The 25,433-nt window shown below is 32.0% G+C and carries 17 protein-coding genes and 1 pseudogene; 9 read left to right on the top strand and 9 right to left on the bottom strand.

All coding sequences use genetic code 11. The annotated features are described in order from the left end of the window. The 4 genes and pseudogenes from AC1DKZ_RS10490 to AC1DKZ_RS10505 all read left to right on the top strand — a co-directional run. Positions 1-486: pseudogene (locus tag AC1DKZ_RS10490) on the top strand (hemolysin BL lytic component L2); the annotation flags it as partial. Positions 487-551: 65 nt separating this feature from the next. Beyond that, positions 552-1,778, top strand: coding sequence for a hemolysin BL lytic component L1 (hblD, locus tag AC1DKZ_RS10495; RefSeq protein ID WP_002136363.1), 1,227 nt, complete (start codon positions 552-554; stop codon positions 1,776-1,778). A gap of 31 nt (positions 1,779-1,809) precedes the next feature. Beyond that, positions 1,810-2,943 (top strand): hemolysin BL binding component B, encoded by a 1,134-nt coding sequence (gene hblA / locus AC1DKZ_RS10500; RefSeq protein WP_113936483.1) that lies wholly within the window; start codon positions 1,810-1,812, stop codon positions 2,941-2,943. Positions 2,944-3,454: 511 nt separating this feature from the next. Then, on the top strand, positions 3,455-6,064 hold the full coding sequence (locus tag AC1DKZ_RS10505) for a putative mucin/carbohydrate-binding domain-containing protein (protein ID WP_476996169.1): 2,610 nt from the start codon (positions 3,455-3,457) through the stop codon (positions 6,062-6,064). Between the two features lie 681 nt (positions 6,065-6,745). Here AC1DKZ_RS10505 and AC1DKZ_RS10510 read toward each other — a convergent pair. After that, entirely contained in the window at positions 6,746-7,012 is a 267-nt protein-coding gene (locus AC1DKZ_RS10510) for a DUF5065 family protein (protein WP_087944691.1), read from the bottom strand. Positions 7,013-7,507: 495 nt separating this feature from the next. On the opposite strand from AC1DKZ_RS10510, the gene AC1DKZ_RS10515 reads away from it, so the two are divergent. Continuing rightward, positions 7,508-8,707, top strand: coding sequence for an NAD(P)/FAD-dependent oxidoreductase (locus tag AC1DKZ_RS10515; RefSeq protein ID WP_016120229.1), 1,200 nt, complete (start codon positions 7,508-7,510; stop codon positions 8,705-8,707). A gap of 66 nt (positions 8,708-8,773) precedes the next feature. Then, a complete protein-coding gene (locus AC1DKZ_RS10520; protein WP_215560422.1) occupies positions 8,774-10,210 on the top strand; it encodes an MBL fold metallo-hydrolase in 1,437 nt (478 codons plus the stop codon). Between the two features lie 502 nt (positions 10,211-10,712). Here AC1DKZ_RS10520 and AC1DKZ_RS10525 read toward each other — a convergent pair. The 5 genes from AC1DKZ_RS10525 to AC1DKZ_RS10545 all read right to left on the bottom strand — a co-directional run bounded on the left by AC1DKZ_RS10525 (position 10,713) and on the right by AC1DKZ_RS10545 (position 18,318). Further along, the gene (locus AC1DKZ_RS10525; RefSeq protein ID WP_476996170.1) at positions 10,713-11,840 is read right to left on the bottom strand and encodes a Ger(x)C family spore germination protein; all 1,128 of its coding nucleotides are present in this window, start codon (positions 11,838-11,840) and stop codon (positions 10,713-10,715) included. After that, positions 11,837-12,940, bottom strand: coding sequence for a GerAB/ArcD/ProY family transporter (locus tag AC1DKZ_RS10530; protein WP_002085467.1), 1,104 nt, complete (start codon positions 12,938-12,940; stop codon positions 11,837-11,839). Before AC1DKZ_RS10530 ends, AC1DKZ_RS10525 begins: the two co-directional genes overlap by 4 nt. Beyond that, entirely contained in the window at positions 12,927-14,435 is a 1,509-nt protein-coding gene (locus AC1DKZ_RS10535) for a spore germination protein (protein ID WP_002085466.1), read from the bottom strand. The genes AC1DKZ_RS10530 and AC1DKZ_RS10535 overlap by 14 nt, the downstream gene beginning before the upstream one ends. 828 nt (positions 14,436-15,263) lie before the next feature. Then, positions 15,264-16,307, bottom strand: coding sequence for a Fic family protein (locus AC1DKZ_RS10540; RefSeq protein ID WP_002032211.1), 1,044 nt, complete (start codon positions 16,305-16,307; stop codon positions 15,264-15,266). Positions 16,308-17,994: 1,687 nt separating this feature from the next. Further along, complete coding sequence (locus AC1DKZ_RS10545; protein WP_476996171.1) at positions 17,995-18,318, bottom strand: hypothetical protein; 324 nt, start codon at positions 18,316-18,318, stop codon at positions 17,995-17,997. Positions 18,319-18,763: 445 nt separating this feature from the next. On the opposite strand from AC1DKZ_RS10545, the gene AC1DKZ_RS10550 reads away from it, so the two are divergent. Continuing rightward, a complete protein-coding gene (locus AC1DKZ_RS10550; RefSeq protein ID WP_002141834.1) occupies positions 18,764-19,057 on the top strand; it encodes an ArsR/SmtB family transcription factor in 294 nt (97 codons plus the stop codon). Positions 19,058-19,239: 182 nt separating this feature from the next. Here AC1DKZ_RS10550 and AC1DKZ_RS10555 read toward each other — a convergent pair whose 3' ends face one another. Next, a complete protein-coding gene (locus AC1DKZ_RS10555) occupies positions 19,240-20,364 on the bottom strand; it encodes an alpha/beta fold hydrolase (protein ID WP_476996172.1) in 1,125 nt (374 codons plus the stop codon). Positions 20,365-20,511: 147 nt separating this feature from the next. Between AC1DKZ_RS10555 and AC1DKZ_RS10560 the strand changes: the two genes are divergently transcribed. Further along, positions 20,512-21,087 (top strand): TetR/AcrR family transcriptional regulator, encoded by a 576-nt coding sequence (locus AC1DKZ_RS10560; RefSeq protein WP_002016995.1) that lies wholly within the window; start codon positions 20,512-20,514, stop codon positions 21,085-21,087. Positions 21,088-21,376: 289 nt separating this feature from the next. After that, positions 21,377-22,753, top strand: a complete 1,377-nt coding sequence (locus AC1DKZ_RS10565) for a lytic polysaccharide monooxygenase (protein ID WP_476996173.1) — start codon at positions 21,377-21,379, stop codon at positions 22,751-22,753. Positions 22,754-22,906: 153 nt separating this feature from the next. Here AC1DKZ_RS10565 and AC1DKZ_RS10570 read toward each other — a convergent pair whose 3' ends face one another. Both AC1DKZ_RS10570 and AC1DKZ_RS10575 read right to left on the bottom strand, forming a co-directional pair. Beyond that, the gene (locus AC1DKZ_RS10570) at positions 22,907-24,322 is read right to left on the bottom strand and encodes a phosphatidylinositol-specific phospholipase C (RefSeq protein ID WP_476996174.1); all 1,416 of its coding nucleotides are present in this window, start codon (positions 24,320-24,322) and stop codon (positions 22,907-22,909) included. Between the two features lie 420 nt (positions 24,323-24,742). Then, complete coding sequence (locus AC1DKZ_RS10575; RefSeq protein ID WP_002016999.1) at positions 24,743-25,312, bottom strand: hypothetical protein; 570 nt, start codon at positions 25,310-25,312, stop codon at positions 24,743-24,745. Positions 25,313-25,433 lie beyond the last annotated feature (121 nt).

Below are 25,433 nucleotides of genomic sequence, written 5' to 3' on the forward strand. Positions count from 1 at the left end.
ATTGAAGCTGCCAAAAAAGAAGTACGTGAAGCGATAGAGAAAAGTAAAAAAGGTGAAATTGCTGCAGCTGCAGTTACAAAAACGAAAGAGTATGATCTTATGAAAGTGATTGATCCTGAAAAAATTAAAAAAACATATAGTACCTTTGCCGAAATTAATAAACTAACAGCAGAGCAACGAGCGCATTTAGATGATCTAGAGAAACAAAATCAAAAATTATATGACTTAACAACTAAATTAACAGTAGCAGATTTACAAAAATCAATGATTCTTTTCATGCAAAATGATTTGCATACATTTGCTAATCAAGTAGATGGAGAAATTGAGCTAATGAAACGTTATAAAGAGGATTTGAATCTAATAAATAATAGTATTACAAAATTATTGACTGAAGTTGATACTAATAACACTCAGTCTCAAAAAGATACATTAAGACGACTAAAAAATGTAACAAATCAGCTCGAAGAACAAGTTAATAAATTTTAATATTAAGAAATAAGGTTTAATGAAAAAATTATAACGCAACTGAAAATAAGGAGGAGAATCAAAAAATGAAATTTCCATTTAAGGTCATAACTTTGGCCGCTTTAGCAACGGTTATAACTGCTACGAATGGTAGTACTATTCACGCACTTGCACAAGAACAGACAGCACAAGAACAGAAAATAGAAAATTATACGTTAGGACCTGAAGGATTAAAGAAAGTGTTGGCTGAAACAGGCTCTCATATTCTTGTAATGGATTTGTACGCAAAAACAATGATTAAGCAACCGAATGTAAATTTATCCAACATTGATTTAGGTTCAGGAGGGGGAGAATTAATCAAAAACATTCACCTGAATCAGGAACTGTCACGAATCAATGCAAATTACTGGCTAGATACAGCGAAGCCAAACATTCAAAAGACAGCACGTAATATTGTAAATTATGATGAACAATTTCAAAATTATTACGACACACTAGTAGATACTGTAAAAAAGAAAGATAAGGCGGGCCTCAAAGAAGGAATAGGGGATTTAATCGGTACAATTCATACAAATTCAAATGAAGTTACGGAAGTTATTAAGATGTTAGAAGCTTTCAAAACAAAGTTGTATACAAATACTGTAGATTTTAAAAATAATGTTGGAGGTCCAGATGGACAAGGGGGATTAACGGCTATATTAGCGGGAAAACAAGCACTAGTCCCACAACTTCAGGCCGAAATTGAGAATTTACGTTCTACGCAGAAAGCACATTTTGATAATGTATTAGCCTGGTCAATTGGTGGTGGATTAGGAGCAGCTATTTTAGTTATTGGAACGATTGCAGGAGCGGTAGTAATTGTTGTGACCGGTGGCACAGCGACACCAGCTGTTGTTGGTGGTCTAACAGCTCTAGGGGCAGCTGGTATCGGTTTAGGAACAGCAGCTGGTGTTGCGGCATCTAATCATATGAACTCCTATAACGAAATTTCTAATAAAATTGGAGAATTAAGTATGAAAGCCGATCTTGCTAACCAAGCAGTTATTTCACTTACTAATACAAAAGACACATTGACATATTTGTATCAGACAGTGGATCAAGCAATCATGTCTCTAACGAATATTCAGCAACAATGGAATACGATGGGAGCGAATTATAAAGATTTATATGATAATATCGACCAAATGCAAGAACATAAACTTTCTTTAATACCTGATGATTTAAAAGCTGCTAAACAAAGTTGGAATGATATTCATAAGGATGCAGAATTCATTTCAAAAGACATTGCTTTTAAACAAGAAAAAACAAATTAAAAATCAATATATATGTATAGGAGGAATTAAAATGAATAAAAACTTTCCTTATAAACTACTTGCTGTATCGACGTTTTTAACTCTGACAACAACTACTGTAGTTTCTCCAGTGGCAGCCTTCGCAAGTGAAAGTAAAATGGAACAAACTAGTACCGAAGATATATCTCTTTCTGTAAACAGCGAAAAGATGAAAAAAGCTTTGCAAGATGCTGGGGTATTTGCAAAATCCATGAATGATTACTCTTATTTGTTAATTAAAAACCCAGATGTTAACTTTGAAGGAATTGACATTAAAGGATATACAAATCTACCTAGTCAAATTCTACAAGATCAAAAGAATGCAAGAGAGCATGCTACTAAATGGGATACGCACATAAAAAGACAACTTTTAGATACGTTGACGGGTATTGTGGAGTATGATACCAAGTTTGACAATTATTACGATACACTAGTAGAAGCCATTGATGAAGGAGATGGAGATACATTAAAAGAAGGAATTACAGATTTACAAGAAGAGATTCAACAAAACCAAGCGTATACACAGAATTTAATACAAGAATTAGCTAAGTTAAGAGATAGTATTGGAGAAGATGTCCGAGCATTTGCAGGTCATAAAGATATTTTGCATTCGATTCTGAAAAACCAAGCATCTGGAATTGATGAAGATGAAAAGCGCCTAAATGAAGTTTTAGAGCAAGTAAGACATTTTAAACAAGTAGAATCAGATGGAATAATAACTGTATCAATTCCCTCAATTCCTACGTGGATTGCTGGTGGTGTAATGATAGGGGTAGCAAGAAATAATTTAGGTACGTTAGAGCCGTTGTTAGCACAATTACGTCAGACTATAGATTATAAAGTAACATTAAATCGTGTAGTCGGTGTTGCGTATAATAACATTAATGAAATGCACAATGCAATTGGGTCGGCTATTAATGCTCTTACTTATATGTCTGCACAATGGCATGATTTAGATTCTCAATATTCAGGAGTACTTAGTCATATTGACAAAGCGTCCCAAAAAGCGGATCAAAATAAATTCAAATTCCTAAAACCTAATTTGAATGCAGCGAAAGATAGTTGGAAAACATTGAGCGCGGATGCGTTTACATTAAAAGAAGGGATAAAAACATTAAAAATGGATCCTGTTTCTTCAAAAAAATAGCGGAATACAGTATTTGTTGCAAGGGCATTTATACAGCTATAAAATGATTTTTTGTTCTTTATAAATTGAAAAGACGGAGGTATAATCAGGCCTCTGTCTTTTATTTTATTGAAATATTTTTATAATTCCATCCTATATGTAGAAAGTAGTTATACAAGTTTGAATTTTTAAGGTGAATGATTTTTATGAATTTTTCCGCAAAACCTAATCTATGATTAGTGAGCTTTATATTCTTATTTTCCTAATTGAATACTTTTATACAATTAGATGGAAGTTAACAATACTAAATCAAAACATAATAGGTTGTTATTGATGAGTTTATCGCAAAGTTGTTATTTTATGTGTCATCAAATAACATTTATAAACAATTAGAAATAAAGAAAAGGAGATTGTTATGAGAAAAAATAGAGTATTAGATACAACATAAATAGCGTAAATGATTTTCGGTGTAAAAACATAATAAATAAAATAATAATCCTTACATGCACTAAGGAAAAATGAGGGAGATAATATGGGGAATAATTCAAAATATAAAACTAGAAAAATACTTGCAGCTACTGCTACAGTAACTATGCTTACGACTGGAATGGTTTCTTCATCAGATGTTTTTGCAGAGGAAACAAAGCAGCAAAAAAAAATATCGACATCACTGCAAGGAGAAAAGTCAGTTAAATCAGAAAACAGAATATATACAGTCCCAGGAAAAGGGGATGTTGAGGTACTGAAACAACAGGAAAGAAAAAGTATGGCATTTAGTCCATATGAACCCACTGGTTTATATGCAAAGCCAAATGAACAAATAACGATTAATGTAGAAGGAAATCAAAATATTCAAGCATACATTGGAACGTATTCGTATGATGCTTCTTGGAGAGAAGATTCTAAAATAAAATCATTTACATTAAAACCTGGTATAAACACAATCCAATCTCCAAATGGGGGGATGATTTATTTTTATAATAAACAACAAGGTGGTACCATTCGAACAACAGTCACAACAGGTGGAACGACTACTCCTTTTTTTGAACTAGGAAAGCATACGAAACAAGATTTAATAAACATGCTGGACCAATATCCCAATGCACATGCAGTGGAGTTAAAAGGAGAACGTGTATTAATTACGGCCAGCCCTGCACGTGTTAAGAAATATTTGTTAGGTTCTAATACAGATCCTGTACAACTCTTAAAAAAGATGGATGAAGCTACTCGAATTCAAGACAAAGTAGCTGGTTTATCCGAGGAACAAGTAGATAAACATTATATTCATTACGTAGAAGAAAATCATTCTCCCGATTATTATATGTATGCAACTTCTTATCGAACCGCATATGTAGGAGATGCAATCCAATACGTGTTAGATATTAATAAATTTATAAAAGATGGCTGGGGTCCTTGGCATGAGGCAGGGCATTTGAGACAGCAATCACCTTGGAAGTTTTATAATATGACAGAAGTACAAAATAATATTTACAGCCTTTCTGTAGAAAAAGCATTTACATCTAATCAATCTTTTAGATTGCAACAGGAGGGCGCTTATACTAAGGCATTTCAATACTTAGAACAACCTAATAAAAATTATGACGAAGTTAGTGATGTTTTTGTTAAGCTTGTTATGCTTTGGCAACTACAGTTAGCATATGGAGAGGACTTCTATCCTAAATTGCATCAATTGTATAGAGACATGTCTTCAAGTGAACTTCCACAAACTGATGAAAATAAAAAACAATTATTTATGATTTCGGCATCAAAAGTAGCCAAACAAAATTTGATACCTTTCTTTGAGAAGTGGGGATTGCGTCCAAATAACGATACCATTCAAAAAGTGGCTGCATTAGGATATCCAATTTTAACAGCAGAGATTTGGAAGGGTACGGATTCTAATCCAATTAAACCAGATGTGCCTAATGAAAATAATATTTTAGAAGGAAGCCAATTTGCATGGTCACTAAAAGGGATTAGTGATTTCGAATTTGCTAAAATCAATTTCAATAAGTCGACAGAAGAAATGAAAATTGACTTAAAAGCAGGCATACCACATCATTATTTTAATGAAACGTATGCGAGTATTAAAGTACAAAATGCATCAGGAAAAGTAGTATACAATAAAGACATTTATGGAAACAAGCAACAAAATGCTGAATCGCAAAAAGTTCCAGTTAAAGTAGGAGATTATATTGAGTTAACACATCTAGAAGGTGTGCATAGAGCTACTTTCACAAATGTAGATAACAGTAAACAAGAAAGCTTTGGAAAAAAAGCAATGTACGAAGTTACAAAAGAAGGCTTGAAGAAAGTAGAAAAAATGCCAGAAGCAACAATTTTAGATGGAAATCAATTTGGCTGGTCACTAAAAGGAATTAGTGATTTCGAGTTTGCTAAAATCAATTTCAATAAGTCGGCAGAAGAAATGCAAGTGGACTTAAAAGCAGGTGTACCGCATCATTATTTTAATGAAACATATGCGAGTATTAAAGTACAAAATGCATCAGGAAAAGTAGTATACAATAAAGACATCTATGGAAACAAACAACAAAATGCTGAATCGCAAAAAGTTCCAGTTAAAGTAGGGGATTATATTGAGTTAACACATCTAGAAGGTGTGCATAGAGCTACTTTCACAAATGTAGATAATAGTAAACAAGAAAGCTTTGGAAAAAAAGCAATGTACGAAGTTACAAAAGAAGGTCTGAAGAAAGTAGAAAAAATGCCAGAAACAACGGTTTTAGACGGAAATCAATTTGGTTGGTCTTTAAAAGGATATAGTGATAGAGAAATTGCAAAAGTAAATTATAATAGGGTAACAGAGAAAATACAGGTGAATTTAGAAGCAGGCGTACCACATTCTTATTTTAATAATACGTATGCAAGTATCAAAGTACAGAATTCATCCGGTAGTGTTGTGTACAATAAGGAAATAGTGGGAAATAGACAGCAAACTGCTGAAAGACAAACTGTGCCAGTCAAAGTGGGAGATTATATCGAGTTTACCCATATAGAAGGGGAAGCAGTAAAGGAAAAGACACGGGCTACACTTATTAACCTTGAGAATAGTAAACAGGAATATATAGGTAAGAAAAGAACCTATCAAGTTACTTCAACAGGTTTACACAAAATAGATTAACAAGAAGAACATTCAAATTATTAGTAAGATTCTAAATAGTCGTTCATTATGAACGGCTATTTGGCTTTTATTTATATAAAAGTGAAATATAATCCAATGTTTAATGATTTATCAGAAGTAAAAAGGTAGGTATTATATAAAAGAAAATGAATAATTTATGCAGAGCTTGTAAATGGTGTTATTATTTAACTATTCTAAAATCATTTGATGAAAACGCTGGAATGTTTTTTAGAAAACAACTGACTCCATAGGTGGAATTTGGAAGATTGATTCTATTTTGGAGTTTATTTTTATAAGGAAATTCACATACGTGGATTAGTATTAAGATTCAAAATATAAAATATCTAAAGACCTAAGTACAAGCACACATTTTAAATAAAAAAAGTGAGAAGAATGAATAACATTCTTCTCACTTTTAGCAATTAGGGTCGGCATATACATAAATATGCGTTTGAGTGGAATTTTGGATGAAAAATCCACATGCATAGTATACCAAAATATTTAAGGCCCTTCGTATGCAATATTGCATACGAAGAGTAGGTGGATATAATAGTTAACTTACTTCTATTAAAAGTAAAATGTGTTTATATTAAAAAAGTTAAAATCCAATTGAAGCTGGTTAAGATCTTAATTCTTCATAGCTACCTAATTAATCAATTCTAGCTACTGAGTAGGAAAGAGTTAATTAATTTGAAAATGATTTGAGTAGGTAAATTCTCCGTTATACTTAATTACTGCAATATATGTCCCTTTAGTATATACATTTGTAATTGGTGTTCTCCAAATTTCTAACCCTTTAGGCGTAGTAATAAATTCTGGTTCAATTGTAATAAAGCGTTGTAAAGTACCGTCAGGGTGAACCTTGAAAATCTTCATTTTGGCACCAAAATGCGCTCTACCAAAACGTTGAGTTAAGTAGAAAGTATCTCCTGTTATGAGGTGTTCAATATTCCAGTCGGGTTGGTATGTACTATTTTAAAGGCTACGGGAAATATGGTAATAGCAATTCTCACATTATTGAGGGACTGGAAAAACAACAAAGACGTTCTCAAATGCATGTATAGATATTTATAACAAAGATTCAAAAAAGAATAGGTAATATAGCTATTGGAATAAGATTGTTTTTGTCTATCTCCTGAAAAGGAGGATGGACAAACCATACCAAAGAAACTTGCATTTCATTATCTATAGAAGTGTAATGTCATTAAAGTGAGATAGGATACAGGCTAATATTGAGAAATGTAAAGTTTGTAGAGTTTGAAACAAATTAAAGAAGTAACATAAGGGATTTACGCATATAGTAATGTCGACGGATAAAGTTAACGGAATATTCGTTTTAATAAGATAAAATAATAGTATTTTTATCTTATAATATTGTTACTACGATGAAATAAGGCTAATAATTAGTTAACTTAAAAATTAAATTCAGATAGGAAGAGGATAATGAAGACCAGAGATAATTATAAAATTATTGTGATTGGCGCTGGGACTGCAGGACTATCTTCTACTGCACATTTGTTACGAAATGTATCCCTATTGAAAGAAAGTATAGCTATTATCGATTCATCTAAAAAACATTACTTCCAACCACTATGGAGTTTAGTTGGGGGAGGAATTGTTTCAAAGGAATGTACGATGCGTGATCAAGAATCACTTATTCCAAAAGGAGCAACGTGGATTCCTAAAAGTGTTGTTAAGTTGTTTCCAGATCAAAATAAGATACTTTTAGATGATGGAATGCTACTTGAATATGAGATTCTTATTGTAGCAGCCGGTATACAAATAAATTGGGGTGGTATTAAAGGCTTAAAGGAGTCTATTGGGACTAATGGGGTTTGTAGCAATTATTCTTATAAATATGTTGATTCTACTTGGAGAGAAATTGAAAAATTCAAAGGAGGAAATGCGATTTTTACCCACCCCAATACTCCTATTAAATGTGGTGGCGCCCCACAAAAAATTATGTATTTAGCAGAAGAGTATTTTTGTAATGGCGGTTTGAAAAACAGAAGTGAAGTAATGTTTTATTCTGCGAACGCTAACATATTTCAGGTACCGCGTTATGCTGAAACATTAGAACAAGTACTAGAAAGAAAGCAAATTATAACGAACTATAATAAAAACTTAGTAGAAATTATCGCTGAAAAGAGAGAAGCAATTTTTGAAGATACGCAAACACTGAAGCGAGAAACAGTACCATATAGTATGATACATGTTGTTCCACCAATGGGGCCACCTAACTTTATTAAAGAAAGTGAGATAAGTGATCATCAGGGGTGGGTAGATATAAGTCCTTATACTTTGCAGCATGTAAAATATAAGAATATTTTTGGACTTGGAGATTGTACCAATTTACCTACATCTAAAACTGGAGCGGCAATTCGAAAACAAATACCTGTCTTAAAACAAAATATTTTGGACGTACTTAATGGAAGAGACTTGCAGGCTAATTATGATGGGTATACATCCTGTCCGATTGTTACAGGATATAAAAGTCTTATACTCGCTGAATTTAACTATGAACATGAGCCTCAAGAAACGTTTCCGTTTAATCAAGCGAAAGAACGGTATAGTATGTTTTTACTTAAAAGGTATATGTTGCCCTATATGTATTGGAATTTGATGTTGAAAGGGATTCTATAAGGAAAGATAGAGAGTTGTTGTAACAACCGAGAAGTAATTTGAAATAAGCATTTGGAGGGAATAGCTATGCTTTTAAAATATTTTTATGATGAAAAATTAGCTCATGCTTCCTATTTAGTTGGTTGTCAGAAGGAAGGCGTAGCAATTGTTATTGATCCCAGCCGCTATATAGAACAATATATAGAATTTGCTAAGAAAGAGGGAATGGAAGTAATTGCTGCGGCTGAGACTCATATTCATGCAGATTTTCTATCTGGGTCTAGAGAACTTTCCCTTCTTTTTAATGCAAATTTATATGTATCAGATGAAGGAGATAGTGATTGGAAATATCAAAATCTTAACGAGGGCCGATACAATTTGGTTAGAGAGGGAACAGAGTTTAAGGTTGGTCATATAAAATTCAATGTCATTCATACCCCAGGGCATACGCCTGAAAGTATTTCCTTTTTAGTAACCGATACAAGTCAAAATAATTATATGAATGATAAACCGATAGGAATATTCACAGGTGATTTTATATTTGTAGGAGATATAGGTAGACCCGATTTATTAGAAATTGCTGTTGGTATTAAAGATACCGCAAAAATAGGAGCGAAACAATTATTTGATTCTATACAAAAAATAAAAATACTCCCCGATTATTTGCAAATATGGCCATCACATGGTGCAGGAAGTGCATGTGGAAAAGCATTAGGAGCAATTCCAACTTCCACATTAGGTTATGAAAAGATGTTTAATTGGGCGTTTCAATGTAATGATGAAGATAATTTTATATCGAATTTATTGACGGGACAGCCAGAGCCTCCAAAGTATTTTCCATTAATGAAGCATTTAAATAAGTATGGTCCACCAACTCGTAAGAAGAGAGAGATTACTGCTATTTATATAATAGAAGAACTTCAAGAAGTGATGAGGGGTGTTCAGCAAATAGTTGATATAAGGGATGTAGAGTGTTTTGCTGCTGGCCACATCGAGAAGTCAATTAACATACCTTATAACAATTCTTTCACAACTTGGTGTGGGGAGATATTAGATTATAAAAAAGAAACTTTAATAATTTTAGATGCGGAAAATGTTAAAGTGGAGGAAGTTATTAGAGACTTTGAGTCCATTGGCTTAGATAATATTATTGCTTTTGCACCTTCAAAGGTAATTCAAAGATTCCATAGTTTAGAGATTTATAAGGAAAAAACATCAAATGAATTATATCCGTTAATAAAAGATGGAAGTGTAAAGGTTATCGATGTGCGTAGTAAAAAAGAGTGGGATGAAGGACATCTTCATGATGCAATACATATCACTTTAGGTAATCTACTTGAACGGCTAGATGATGTACCGAAAAATTGTCCAATAGTTTTACAATGTCGAACGGGGTTACGTTCCGCTATAGCAGCTAGCATTTTACAAAAAGCTGATATAAAGAAAGTAGTTAATTTAAAGGGGGGATTTCTTACGTGGAAAAAAGAAGGGCTCCCCTATACAACATGTAATCAAGAAATTTGAAATATATCAAAAGAGTCAAATGGAAAGAAAATAGAATCATTTGAAATAATCTAAGGGGATAAATAATAAAATTCAATTGCTATCAGTATGGGATATATAAACTAAAAATGATTTATTAAAGCCGCATTAAACGATAAAATTAAGCACAAATATGCTGATGTGTATCTATTCTATCAAAGTACATAAAACTAAGACTAAGATATTCGAACGAACTCAAAAAGCTGAAACCCCTTAACTTAGGAATTTCGGCTTTGATAATGGTATCTGGCATGTTTACTGCAATAGAGTTATAAGTTCTTAAATTCCTTAAATTAGAAACTTGTACTTGATTACCGTAGTTAAATTGTTGCCCTTTTAAAAGAACTGGTTAGAGAAAAAAGAAAAATCTATTGGTTAGCATTTAACCGAAAGATTTTTCTTTGAATTAGCGTCTTTTACATCATAATTATTGAGGAAGGGAAATTCGACTGAGAAATGCTGTCAAATAAAAGAATAGGCTAATCTAATTTCTAATGGTCCCAGTATCTTTTATTTTGACGTGTGTTTTTACAGTTATTTTAGCCTCTGCTAACGCTTGCAACCAATCTCCTTTTAGTTTTTTCCACTCGTTATATTGAAAAGCTCTAGCATATAACGATAATCCGATAGGATCAATTTTATTCTTTTGTAATTCATACAACATATTTTGTAATTTCTTATTAATTTCTTTTTGAACCTCATTTTCTAAATTATGTATGTTTTTTTTATTATCATAATGCTCCTTAATTAAATGTGCGTTAGTTTTTTCTATTACAGCTACATTAGCGTTTATATCGAAATTAAATACAAACTTTCCTTTTTGAAAATTAACATCTATTTTCCTAGTCGCATTCTGTATTAATATAGAAGTGTTTGGTTTTTGGCTGGATTTTTTAGGTGGAAGCGCAAGGTGTAGTATCATCCGGCCTTTATTTTTGGGCTTATTTAAAAGATTGAAGAACTTAACATTTTTTTTAGGGATACGGCTTAAATATTTACCTTGTCGATCTAAAAGTGCAATTCCTACCGTGTCGATTTCATTCTTTGTTTTTTTTATAACTGGAACAGCTTGTGTCATTCCTTCTTCATTTTTTTCTCTCATTAATTGTTGAATCGTGGAAGAAACGGATTGATTATTTTGAATGGAGGATTCGATTACACTACTTATGTAAGATGGTAGTGATGGTTTATCGGGCTTATTAATTGTGGAAATTTCTTCTACAGGTCCATCAACAAGTATTACTTTAGCATTAATGGTAGCGTAAGGATCACGGTAAGAAGAATCAAGCTCCTGCATCCAATTTGCTTCTTGGGCCAATTTTTTCCCAATTAAAATAATTTCAGCTTTTGAGGCGGTCATATAGCCCGTTAACTTCGTATCTATTTTACTGAATCCATTATATACAGTGGATGCCCGCGCCCATTGCTCTATAGTACTTCTTTGCTGTTTATGATGAAAGAGTGGTATGCTTGTGCCCACTTTTATGTCTCCATTAGAAGTTCTATCTAAGGCGATTAACAGGATTAATGAAACCTGTTCAAGAGGGATTTTTTGACTACAACCGATTAAACATACACAACAAGTTACAATCCATATCCATTTTCGAATCAAAGTTGTTTCCTCCTAGTTAACCAAGTGAAAAGAATGCTGTATGCGAAAAAAAAGATTGGTAATAGAATAAAAAAAATGATATTTAAGATATCCATAAGAGAATATATAAACAAATATTGATCCACGTCGGGATTTAGAAAAATAAATAAGCCGACTATTAAAAACATAAAACTAACGAGCACCCAATTGCGAGCATTTTTTTGAAGTGAAATGGTCACAGATTCAAAACTGAAAAATAAATACGGATATATTGTAGTAGAAAATACAATCAAATAGTAAGCGATATATATAATTTCTAATCGTTCTATGAATGAAAAACGAACCCCTTTTAACAAATGAAATACTGGCCAAATTACGTCTTTTATCCCCTCCGGACTAAAGTATATATAAGAAAGAATAGTCACATATAGATAGAAAAACATGGTTCCAGTATTCGCTATTAGTATTCCTTTTATGGCTTTTTGTTTTTTTTGTAAGAACGGATAAATAAAATATGCAATTTCTAAGCCAGCATAAGGGGTAATTGTTTCTTTTGTTGCCTTTACAATAGGGGATATGCCATCTTTAAAAATAGGTAGTAGGTGTAAAGGATTGTAGTTACTCTTTAATGAAAAAAGAAGAAATAGTGGCATCCAAGCAGTGAAGAAGAAAACAAGCATAGAATAACTAGTAAGAGCCCTTATCCCACTCAATGATAAAATAATAAAAGGCAATAGTAATAATATGGCGATTTGATAAGCAGGAGTGGAAGGGAATATCCACACTTTTATAATGTCAGTTGCCTTTAATAAAGTATTAAAACCAGCAAAAAATAGATAAAAGGCATATAAAAGAAGAAAAATTGTTCCTAGCCATTTACCAAAGTATGTTTTYAAAATTTGTGAGAAATTTTTGCTAGGACTTTTTTGTAACATTAATACAATAAATACGCCAATTATAGAAGTAACCATCCATCCCAGAATGATAGAAATCCAGCCATCTGTGCCAGCGGTAGTAGCAAGTGGGCTTGGCATAATTAACATACCTGATGCAAGTTGCAGTGAATGGATGAAAACAATAAATTCAAATAAAGTTATGTTTTGAAATTTAAGATTCCCCATGCGAACCACCTTCTTTTTTCTTTTTTTGTTCCGGCTGTCCTGTACTCGAGCGGGTGGTGATCATGGAAATAGGAAATCTTACAAAAGAATCTTTTAACTCTTGGAGACGAAATGGTGCAATTGGCAATCCATATGGTGAACCATAGGAAGTTAATGAAACAAAATGAGCAAATAAGAGCATTAATCCACTAACAATACCTACAATCCCATAAAAATAGGCTAATAACATCATTGGAAAACGAATAAGCCGAATACAACTTGATAAATCATAATTAGAAACAATAAATGATGCAATGGCGGTAATAGATACGATAATAACCATAACGTTACTGACAAGACCAGCTTGAACAGCCGCCTGCCCAATTACAATCCCTCCAACAATTCCAATTGTTTGTCCAATTGGTTGTGGTAAGCGAATACCAGCTTCACGTAGCATTTCTAGTGTGATTTCCATTATAAAAGCTTCCAATAAAGGAGAGAAAGGGACTTTAACTCTTGACGTTGCAATAGAAGTGTATAGATCTAAAGGAATGATTTCAAAGTGAAAAGAGACTATAGCAATATAAATTGCGGGTAAAAAAATAGCTATAATAAATCCTGCAAATCGTAATAAGCGAAAAAATGATGCAATGAGCCAATGTATATTATAATCATCTGGAGTCTGAAAAAATCCAATTAAATTCATTGGGACAATCATCGCACCAGGAGATCTATCAATTAACACTGCTACTTTTCCATCAAGTATATGATTAGAAATGGCATCTGGGCGTTCACTTAAATAAGCCTGTGGAAAAGGAGTCCAATTTTGATCCTTTGTAAAATTAGATAGTTCTCCAATGCTCAATACCGCATCCGTTTTAATTTTACAGATTCTAGTTTCTATTTCTTGGACCACATCTTCGTTTGCTACATCCCCTAAGTAAATTAAATAGACTAAAGAAGTGGCGCGTTCTCCAATTGTCATTTTTTTAATTTTCAATTCAGTAGAAGGAATATATCGACGAATTAAGCCTATGTTTTTTGTGGCATTCTCAATAAACCCATCATGTGAGCCTTTAATAGTAACTTCTGAAATGGGTTCTTGAATCGCTCTTTCTGCCCAGCCTTTTGTATTTATTAGAAGGGACCTCTTTTCTCCTTCCATAAACAGTACACATTGTCCCTCAAGTAATCCTTCTTTAATTTCATTCCACGTATATACTATTTTGGTATGAGTAGCAATAATATTAGAATTAAATATTTGACTGTCTTCATTTACTTCTTGTAATAATGGTGTAACAACATTTCCTTTTAATGCAACACCATCTGTAAGGCCTTCAAAATAATATAGTAAAATATTCGTGTTTGTTTTTAATTGCAAAGGATGTTCAATCAAATCTGCACTAATATCAAAGATGTTATCTAATGTATTTTTAAGTTCTTTTAAGTTACTTGTTTGGATTTTTTCAATGGTTTTATCTGTCTTTGTTTCTAGGGTCTTTTCATTTAAGGACAAAATTGACACCTCTTTAATATATAACGATTAGTTGTAGTTATTATTTTTATATGTTTGAATTTTATTCACTAATTTAAACGGATTGAGATCAAGAATAACTAAAATTGAAGTACTATATTATAAATTCAATAATTGAGAGTAAAAAAGTAGATGTAATTTGTGTAGAAATCTAAGTATCAAGATAGAAGTGAAATTTGAATGATTATAATAAAAAAGAACCCTTGATAGGTTCTTTTTAATAGTTGGTAAATATGTTGTCAACAATAGATGGCGATAAAGGTAGTAATTTAGATGTCTTTATGTTACTCAGCTGAATTTTGTAGGAAGAATTATTTTTTCATACCTCAATGCTCAATAAAAAAGGACATTTCATTTATTTGGGTGTTTTAGTGTATTTGAATTTTGCACGCTAACAAATTTTGTTTAGGGACAAAATGTGAAGTTTTATTCTGAAATAACAGAAAGTTAATGCGGCAAAATTCCTATTGGTAATTTGGATAGGTATCAAATATTTCTTTGGCCTTATTTTCTTGATATGACCGTACGTTTATATGTTTCTAAGGGAAAGAAATATTTTCATTTTTATTACCATCTATTGTTTGATTAAGATGGTAACATGAAAATAAAACGTTTACAACCAGAAAATAAAGAAAAAATATTAAAATACGACTTTTTTCGACAAATATTCCTATAAAACGTTTTGTAGGAATTAGTAATAATAGCTTAATATATTAAAGTGAAATTCAATGAATAAGAGTCCAAAGGCATGAATTTAAATGATAAAGTTATAATTTTCTTTTTTGAACTGTAAGTGTTTTACAAGTATAGTTAAACTTTAATCCAACTAGCATTTCTTCCTTTTGTCACTAGCTTAATATGGCCAAACAATTGCAAGGAATTTAAAGCCTTACTGATTGTACTCTCTGCTATGTCTGGATATGTGTTACGAATACACTCCTTAGTAAAGGGTTGTTTTTGTTTAAGGATAAAATCCTGAATTCTCTCCACTTTAGTATGCTTACATATAGAATCTAGAACTGTATTATGAAGATCTTTGTACGCCTCTAATATAATAGTTAAAAACGTTTTTAACCAAAAGCTACTATTATGTTCCTCGCAGTACCAATTTACCGAAGATTTATAAATCGAATTGTAATATTCAGATTCATTTTTCTTAATGTATTTATCCAGACATACATATTTTACAAATGTATTTCCACTCTTAATTAATAGCAATTGCATTAACATAAGTGCCAATCTGCCGTTACCCTGATTAAAAGGGACTATGCAATAAAAATTAAATATAAAACGAGCTATTAATAAAAGTGAATGATGGCCCTTACTAGAATTTAATGAGTTATATTGATCACATAATTGTTCCATTACTTGTGGAATAAGCTCATGTGGAAGAATGCGGTAACTATTTAAGTGCATTCCGTTTTCAGGAATACCTGGAATAGTAAACGGTTTTTCGCGCCATTTGGCACTGTCAGAGGTAATGTAATGTATTAATTGAAAATGTAATTCCTGTATAGTCTCTGGATTGATTAATAAATCACAGGAATTCTTATGTACAAAAGTAAGTGTTTGATAAAAACAAAAGATAGCATCTTCCGAAATATTTTTAGGTACTATATCATCTAAAATAAGTTCTTTTAATCTTTTATTTGGGACTTTTATATCTTCATAGGTAGTAGTAAAGTTTTTTATGTAATGAAGTGGTATGGTTTTTTCTAAGCTAGTAAATATATCAGGATTTTGTTCCTGATAAGCAGCTAATTTTCCTTTTAATTCACTAATTTCACTGATTATATTTAATAGTCTCCTTTTTAATTCAATATTTTTATACTTGTCATCGAAAAAATTTCTCATTTTTATTCCCCCTGTAACCCCTTAACATGCTGTTACATAAATCTTTCCATTCTAAAGATAGTTTACAACATTATTTTAAAATAACAATATATTTATTTTGATTTTGAACTTATTTTAGAATCAAAATTGTTATTTAAATTTGATTAACGAGTTAGAACTTATGATTAATCATGTTTGAATAAAAAATGAATATACACAGATAGAAAATATAGTTTGACTTAAATTCCCTTTTATGAATTTACGAGATGAAAATATAATTTTAGAATTATTATTAGTGTAGTTTGCTGTATTATTGCTGGGAATTTACTAGAAAGTAACTAATTTTCACAAATAAAATAAAGAAATCTTAAAGAGGAATCAATAGGATCTAATTTGAATAGGCATAATCCTAACATTAAATGTGCAAATGTACAATAATTAAATGAAAAAAATATGAAAATATCGACTTTTTTCGACAAAATAAATTAAATAGAAAAACAATCTAATGTAAGAAAATTGTTGCTTTAGATGGTCTCTGCATTTCATAAATTAATATTGAAGGAATTATCAAATGATTTTTACGAGTAATAAAAGAGTAGATATATAAATTAAATTGTGACAATTATAAAGTTAGTATTCTCCATTTTCATTATTTAATTTAACAAATTTAATAATAGTAAGGTAACTTTTCTATATTTAATATAAGTATTTGATGGGGTATGCTCATGAAAAGTGTCATTTTCTATATATCCATGTAGCATTTAGCACTTGTATTGCGAAATATTTTGACATAAGTTAATTTAAATATTAGGCACAGAAACATTTTAAGGAAAAGAGTCAGTATGAAAGTACCCTGAAAAACGTTTCACCCTAAAAACGTTTTTCCTCAAGAGATTTTCAGGAGCACTAAAGTTTTTTAATTTGTTTCTGTGCCTTATTAGATAAAAATAATATAATAAGTTGTTTAGAAAAGGTGAAAAATTCCCCCATTATAAAATGAATTCATATCACTTAACGTCCGTATGTTCTAGTTAAAGTAGGAATTTAAAGAAAAGGAAAGGGCTAGCTCTAGTTATAATTAGTGCAATAAATAGGGGGTACTCAAATTTTTTTGTTTGATTTGGTAGGGGTAATATTTACGTTTGTTGGACTAGGTGTATTAAAGTGCATACCCTTTTTGATTCAACCGATGAGGCGCTAATCAAGGATTTAATCATCTAGAATTTAAAAAGGTTAAATGTGGAACTGAATTTTCTGCTAAATTAGTAGAGACTAAAACAATCCCCTTAAATTGAACTATTCACTACTTAACGTCCTGATAGATTGTTTGAAGTGTTAGTAGGCAAATCTAAAAATAAAAAAGGATATTCTACTCTTCTATTATGTATATAAAACAAAGTGTAAGGTAAGTTCCAGATCCAAAGTGTTTTATTTAATATTCATTCAATCTCATGCGTACTACTTTTATTTTCTTAAGAGCATGTATTTGCGTGGATGCTCTTAAGAGAATAAAATGCCTAAAAAAATAAGTATAAGCATACATTTTAAAAATTGATATATCGTATATTATAAAAAACTCCTTGTTCTTCAAATAACGAACAATACAATGTGAATGAAACTCTCAGAAGAATTTACATATAGAATTCACCTTAACTCAAAAAAACACATTTTATGCAAAATTATATTTGCTGCTATAGAAGGGTGGGGGTTAACATGACCAAAACTTGGTGTAGGTTCGTATTCCTTGTAAAATAAGTGATTCTTGACTGTTTTCTCTAGTTGTATCTATTAATGATTCATCAGGTTTCCTTCCAGTGGAAGGGACATAAGTTGTTACTACCCTTGGAAATATATTAATAAACACCCATTCAAATTTGTCGATATTTCTATTTCCAAATTCTAATGTTTCAATTGGCTTAATTGTATTTTCTCTATCAAAAAATTTTATTATATAAAACCTTTTTGAGAGGTCACTACTATGTTCAATAGTCCAAATTAAATTTTCCATTTTCTTGATTTGCAACAAGTCCATTTCCGAAAATCCTTTCATACATAAATATAGCGAATGTTCCTATTCTATACTATATATTTTGAAATTTAAATAGTTATCTTATACGATGTGGTAAAAAGAAGTTAATACTCTAAAATTTATCTTAGAAAAGGACACACCTACGCATACATATGCTATAGGTGTGTCCTTTTTTAGTTGTTTATAAGTTTCCTACAGAGTTATTGAAGTAAAGTTTCAACAGTGTCTCCATAGTGAAGTGAGATTCATTTAAACCGTATATTAAGTTCATATGAATCGCATATTGGAATTTTACAATATGTGTGTAAGGCGTTTCTGGAATTATATTATTTTGAAAATATAAACTTCAATATACCAAAAAGTAAGAATATTAAACCGTAATAATTTTAGAATATACTTCTAATTAAAAGACGTGCGGAAATGCACGGATAATAAAGGAGAATTCCTTATGACAATGTATAAAAGTGAAATGAAAAAGAGTGTAATAACTGAAGAGGATGTAGATATGTTAAAAATAATGGCACATCCAATTCGATTGCAAATTATAAACGAGTTAATTCAGTATAAAAAATGTAATGTTACACAATTGACGGAGCTTTTAAAAATTCCACAATCTACTGTTTCCCAACATTTATCGAAAATGAGAGGCAAGGTGCTAAAGGCTGAAAGAAAAGGCTTAGAGATGTACAATTATATTACTAATTTAAAGGCGAGTCAGATTGTAGGGATTTTAGGTTTGTAAATAAACAAAACTTCACACATATCATTATAAGTAAAGCACAGAATAATGCCCCCACAAATAAGTGGGGGATTTCTTTTATGACAAAATATCAGTTTTTTTGAGGAGTGTCACGATAGTCACCATGTTCTAATGTGTTAGTATATGAAAAATTTTGAAAGTGCTAAAATGCTTGATATTATTCACTAGAAGTTATGTCGCAAAAATCTTTTAATTTCATCAAAAGCTAAGTGACGATGACCAGCCTGACAATGTTGTTCACCACCAGTTTTCTTAGTGAAAACTACAGAAGTGATGGAGGCTGCATTACATAGCTCCGATTCGATTTGCGGTAATCGGCTAATTGGAACGTACTGATCGTCTTCACCAGCCAGGAGTAATACTTCTTGATTTATGAACTGACCGATTCCTGCCATCGTATGTTTTTCAAAGTTTTTAAGTAAGTTAAATGGCGTTTTTTCACCTGTATTTTCCATACCTTTTTTAACTTTCCAGTTCAGGTCGATGCTGGTGGCCATCATTTGTTTAAACATGGTATTAATTTTGTCAGCTTCATTAGTAGCCAGAAGCGTGGTCAATTTATTCCAGATATTATCCGGCATGCGCATCTTGAGTGCATCAAGGCCACTATAAAAAATATTAAAGGCGATGACTTTGTCGATTCGTTTTTCAAAAGCGGCGGCACGCATTGCCAAGTAGCCGCCCCAAGAAGCTCCGAGAATACTAACACGGTCAAGTTTGAAATAGTCAATGACTGTGGAAACGGGCTTCTCCCAGTTGTGGATGAATTTTAAGCCGTTTTTCAGTGCTGTTCCTTGTCCAGGTCCATCAAAAACTATAATATTATAATTGATTCCTATGAGGTAGTTCATCATCTTCATCATTTCCTCCATGTAGGAATCGTAGCCTCCAAAGAAAAGTAGTGTATTACATGCGCCTGGTGTCATGAATTTGATTGCAGGAAGATAGGAATCTTCATAAGGAATTTGATAGGTTTCATACTCAAAGTCATGAAAGCCCTTATAAAAAGTTTCACGGTATTTTTGGTACACTTTTTCTTTTTTTGGATCGGATGATTCCATATAAAACTCGGCAGCCTGATAATAAACTGAAGCCAGATCGAAGTCTTTCTGATGCTCCCGCATTGCTGCATATTCTATCCAAGTGTTATACCAGCTGTCCGTGTCTGTAAGTCTTGGGATGATGTCTTGCAAATCCTGATTTGCCCGCTCATCGTCTTGATAGAAATCGTTGAAAAAACGGTTAATTTGCAAATTGAACTGTTCGTTGTTTACATACTGTTTAAACATAAAATCCCTCCTTATATTTGACTACAAGGTAAGGATAAGAGAAATATATTAAAGAAACAACAAGCAGGAAAGGGTAAGAAGTACGAAATCGAACCATAAGGATATAAATGGTTTGATAAGCAACTTTGGGAAGGAGATTGATTATTAATGGGAGAGGATGTTCGCGTTTATAAAACGAAGAAAAATATTTCTAATACACTTATTACCCTCTTGAACGAAAAAGAGTTTGGGCGAATTACAACTAAAGATATTTGCATACATGCTATGGTGAGTAAGTCCACATTTTACAGCCATTTTGCAGATAAATATGATCTTTTGGAAAAATTAGTGCAAAATTATGTCTGCTGGTTCAAGGAAGAAATTGAATTTCGTTTCGCATTAATAGAGAATGGAAATGTGGCTCAAGCTATTAATATGATAACCGATAAGATCTCAGCGCGAAAAAAAGAGATTGCAACTTTACTCCATGTACGTGTTCCCTCAGCGGATTTACGTTTAGAATTAGAATCCATTTTATATAATGCCTGCTATTCCTATTTGAAAGAGCAGCAGGTTGAAGTAAGTGTGCCGATTGACTTTGTAGCTCAGTTGTATACAGCAAACGCAATGGTGTCAATCAATTGGTCGCTGAGCAACGATAAAAATCCAGATGTGGTTGAACTAATCGATAATATGCAGGGATATGTTTTTGATCTGATTTTGTCAGGTGGCGAGAGAATGTAATAAATCATGAAACCTGCTTAATAATGTAGTTATCGTGTGGGGTGTGGTTGTAAAAAATTAAGTAATCGATATTTGGATTTTTTGTGAATCTTTATTGGTTTTTTTATAAACTCTTTACTACATAATGTTACAAAATAGAATTAATTTGCTTAATTTAGCCCCATATCAGGTTAATAAATAAACTAAATGTGTTTATGTTATTGAACTATTAATATATTAGTAGGTGATTTGTTCGTTTATCCCTATATTGCTATTATATTAGCATAAACAATATATTGGGGGGACAAGTATGAATTTGAAATTAACATCTAAGTTAGAAAGATTAAGAAAAACTAAAAAAGGAATTGGTGCTTGTGTTTTAGCTGTAGGGGTGACGGCAATTACAATGATTCCTCAAAGTGCATATGCACATGGGTTTGTTGAAAAGCCGAGTAGTCGTGCTGCTTTATGTAGTCAGAATTATGGAGCATTAAATTTAAATTGTGGAAATGTAATGTACGAACCTCAAAGTCTAGAAGCACCTAAAGGATTCCCCGATGGTGGACCGATTGATGGGAAAATCGCTTCGGCAGGAGGACTGTTTGGAGGGATTCTTGACCAACAAACATCAAATCGCTGGTTCAAAAACACAATAAAGGGGGGAGCAAATAAATTTACATGGAAATACACAGCGGCACATTCTACAAGTAAATGGCATTATTACATTACCAAAAAGGGATGGGATCCTAATAAACCATTAACACGTGCTGAATTAGAACCAATTGGAACTGTGAAACATGACGGTTCGGCAGCATCAAATAATTTAACACATACAATTAATGTACCAACTGATCGCAATGGTTATCATGTTATTTTAGCTGTATGGGATGTAGCAGATACGTCAAATGCGTTTTATAATGTAATTGATGTAAATCTAGTAAATAATGAAGCTCCCGATACAGTAGCTCCAAGTCAACCAACTGGATTAAATGCRTCTAAAGTTTCTGCCAATAGTGTTGAACTAATATGGAAGGCCTCAAATGATAATATAGGCGTAAAAGAATATCAAGTGTTACGTAATGGAGAAGTAATTGGTACGGTACCAGGTACAACTTTTACTGATAAAAAACTAAAAGCAAATACGGAATATACCTATACAATAAAGGCATTAGACGCTGCTGGAAACATATCAAAAGAAAGTGAAAAACTAAAGGTTAAGACAACAAATGAAACTCCAGATAAAGAGGCTCCGACTCAACCAAAAGGATTACATAGTATGGGTACAACAGCGACAACTGTTGATTTGATGTGGAGTGCGTCTGAAGATAATGTAGGTGTTGATCATTATGTTGTATATAGAGAAAGCACTGGGGTTATGAATAAAATTGGGACAGCGGATAATACATCCTTTATGGATAAAGATTTAAAAACTAATACATCGTATAAATATGTAGTGACGGCGGTTGATTTAGCTGGAAATGAGTCTAGTAGAAGTGATGTTTTAACTGTAGCAACAAAACTAGAGGACTCTACTTATGAAAAATGGGATGCAAGAAAAGCATACAATAAAGGTGATAAAGTAGTACATGAGGGAAAAGTGTATGAAGCGATTCAAAGTTATCAAGGGAACGGCGATCCAAATTGGATTTTTGCACTATCGCTTTGGAAGCCAGTTTTAAATAAATGATAAGTGGAAAAGGGTAGTTATCACTTATTCTATGTGCAATACCGGAACAGGGGTGCAATTTTTACTCTTCATCCCAATATATACGAAATGAAATTATTAAAGAACCCCAATGGTATTCCATCAAAAAGGAATTCCATTGGGATTCTTTATTTTTTAATTTGTAATAGCGTATATTTTCACTGTAAATTTGTTAGTGGCACCAAGTGGGCTTGCAATATAATATTTAGTATTCGTATAAGCTTCAGTCCTAGATCCATGTGAAATATTTTTCCAACGAGTAGAATCTGTACCTAGGGAAACGTCAATCATTACATTGAAAGAGATAGAAGAAGGATGATCTTTTTCTGAAGGCTCAATAATCCATTTTAATTCCTTAGTACCTACAGGTAAACTATCAATTTTAAAGTTTTGACTGGATCGATTTTGTTGTCCGGATAAAGGGCGAGATTCGGATGAAATTTGCGAAATTAATATTTCTTTTTCATTCGAATGTATACCATTTAATTTAATGATACTATCAATTAAACCTGGACCAGGAAAATCAGCTGCGATAATACCAGAATGTTTAATTCCACCTTGTTGCAAGAGTTCGGTCCCAAGTGTATTCATTCCACCATAAAATACTTGACCATTTATATCACGAGGGAAATCTTCCCACGCATTAGTTGTAGCTTTTTGAATCATCTTGGGGTTACTATCAGTATTTCTGCTCTCTTTACCACTTGCAACAAACCAAGGATAAACATTATTTAATAATGCAGCAGCACCACCTGTGCCACTAAAATGGTTAAGATAGATTTTATCATTGTTAAAATTATTATTTGCATTTTGAAGGTGGGTTCTCACCGCATTCCATTTTTCATACATTCCGTCTGGTCCGTTTTCAATTTCAAATGTATCTTGTATATTTAAGCTATCGTAATTAATACCATATTGCTGAGAGGCTGTAAAGTTTTGTAAGATTACAATTTTCCCTCGGATGTCTCCTAGAGTAGGGTTATTTCTTTTTGAAGTTGGTACAGAACTCGGATCCCAAAAATAGGAAGAATTAAGGTCTTTGTATTTATTAAGTATTTCCTCGAATGATAGTGAGCCACTTTCAGGAGTAGTTTCTTCTTTTAAGCGCATTAAAATTGTTTCTGTAGGATGATCTTTTAAAAATTGAATTGCCTCTTTTAATACATCTTCAAACATTGCTTTTTGATTTACAATCCCATGGTACATTGCAAAAGAATCTTTTACACGTTTAACACGCATATCTACATATCGAATTCCGGAATTTAATTGTTGTGGTAGACTCATAGTTTGATTTCTTGTCAAATTTTCATCAAGAAAACTTGCTCCATGTAAAGCCATTGTACCGTGAGTCCCTGGAATAGATATTTCACTCAATTTTGTTGAATCTGCTACTTTCGACATCCATGCTGGGTTTTGATAGCCTATATTGGATTCATAGGAATAACCTGGATGACTATCAGCAAAAATAGTAGATGGTGTACTTAAACTTGCTAGTGTGAAACAAGTAAGGATACTAATTTTAAAAAAATTCCTCATTTTTATTTTGTTCATTTTATCTCTCCTGACTTTTAAACAATAGATATAATAAAACAAGATGATTTTTACTACATCTATTGTTTTCATTCTTAAAGTAATGAATTTTTGTGTTTGAAAAAATCAAAATAGGGTAGGAAGTTATTTGAGATTTTAATAGTTTGTTGTAATAAATTGTATCTAATAGTCAAACGGATTTTTAAAGAATTGAAGCATAGATAGGTAAAAAACAAGCTTTCCGCTGTACTGTATACAAACAAAACAGAAGTCTTAAAAAAGACTTCTATTTTGTGACATATAATGAATGATAAGGTGGTTAACAAATCAAGATAATGTGACTGAGTGGTAAAAATCTATTTATAGCTGTTTCAGAATTTTTTATAACAAGGTTACTTATGAAAAATGGGACTCTGTTAGGCTAACAAAAATTAAGAAATTTTACTCATTAAAACTTAAACTAACTACAGTTGCGATAGATTGGGCTGCATGTTCCCAGCTTCCATCTATCACTTTTCCAATCTGTTGACCAAGTGCATTTAAATCATTTGGATTAACTGGAATCCCATTATACGCAGCAAGAATTGATAAAAGTGGAGCAGCAAATGGTGTCCAACCACCTCTATCAATATTAAATACAGGCTTATCTATTACCTTTCCATCTTGCACTGTAAACTCATAATAAAATTGATCATCTGGACGAAAACTTAAATGATGAGAAATTTGTCCCTTAACATATGTTTTACCGCCACCTAAATTTACTACTTCAATTGGTTTTACATTAAATTCATGCTCAAATACTTTAATTTTTTTAACTTCTGGACCATTTAAGGCAGCTTTAACTGCTGTTTCCAAATTATTTTGTGCGAATGGTTGAATACTCATCTGTGTCTCTTCTTGTTGGATAGGAGCCTCTTTTTCAGCAGCAAACACCGATGTACTTGGTAGTGCACCTGTAGCCAATGTAGCTGCAAGTGCTGTCGTCATCATGATTTTTCTTTTCATCTTCATAGTTTTCTTCCTCCCTTAAAGTTATGATATATAATTTTTTAAAGACTGACATGGGGCAATATTTTATTTCATAATGCACGCAAAAAAATAGTTTAAGAATTATGTGAAATTATGTCAGAAA

The organism is Bacillus sp. 05T21 (genome assembly GCF_056396785.1).

What these genes read in the sequence shown, in the direction of transcription:
- AC1DKZ_RS10575 (WP_002016999.1), bottom strand. Translation starts at nt 25,312, where the DNA reads ATGAAGATGAAAAGAAAAATCATGATGACGACAGCACTTGCAGCTACA.
- hblD (WP_002136363.1), top strand. Translation starts at nt 552, where the DNA reads ATGAAATTTCCATTTAAGGTCATAACTTTGGCCGCTTTAGCAACGGTT.
- AC1DKZ_RS10545 (WP_476996171.1), bottom strand. Translation starts at nt 18,318, where the DNA reads ATGGACTTGTTGCAAATCAAGAAAATGGAAAATTTAATTTGGACTATT.
- AC1DKZ_RS10555 (WP_476996172.1), bottom strand. Translation starts at nt 20,364, where the DNA reads ATGTTTAAACAGTATGTAAACAACGAACAGTTCAATTTGCAAATTAAC.
- AC1DKZ_RS10505 (WP_476996169.1), top strand. Translation starts at nt 3,455, where the DNA reads ATGGGGAATAATTCAAAATATAAAACTAGAAAAATACTTGCAGCTACT.
- AC1DKZ_RS10540 (WP_002032211.1), bottom strand. Translation starts at nt 16,307, where the DNA reads ATGAGAAATTTTTTCGATGACAAGTATAAAAATATTGAATTAAAAAGG.
- AC1DKZ_RS10520 (WP_215560422.1), top strand. Translation starts at nt 8,774, where the DNA reads ATGCTTTTAAAATATTTTTATGATGAAAAATTAGCTCATGCTTCCTAT.
- AC1DKZ_RS10570 (WP_476996174.1), bottom strand. Translation starts at nt 24,322, where the DNA reads ATGAACAAAATAAAAATGAGGAATTTTTTTAAAATTAGTATCCTTACT.
- AC1DKZ_RS10550 (WP_002141834.1), top strand. Translation starts at nt 18,764, where the DNA reads ATGACAATGTATAAAAGTGAAATGAAAAAGAGTGTAATAACTGAAGAG.
- AC1DKZ_RS10515 (WP_016120229.1), top strand. Translation starts at nt 7,508, where the DNA reads ATGAAGACCAGAGATAATTATAAAATTATTGTGATTGGCGCTGGGACT.
- AC1DKZ_RS10560 (WP_002016995.1), top strand. Translation starts at nt 20,512, where the DNA reads ATGGGAGAGGATGTTCGCGTTTATAAAACGAAGAAAAATATTTCTAAT.
- hblA (WP_113936483.1), top strand. Translation starts at nt 1,810, where the DNA reads ATGAATAAAAACTTTCCTTATAAACTACTTGCTGTATCGACGTTTTTA.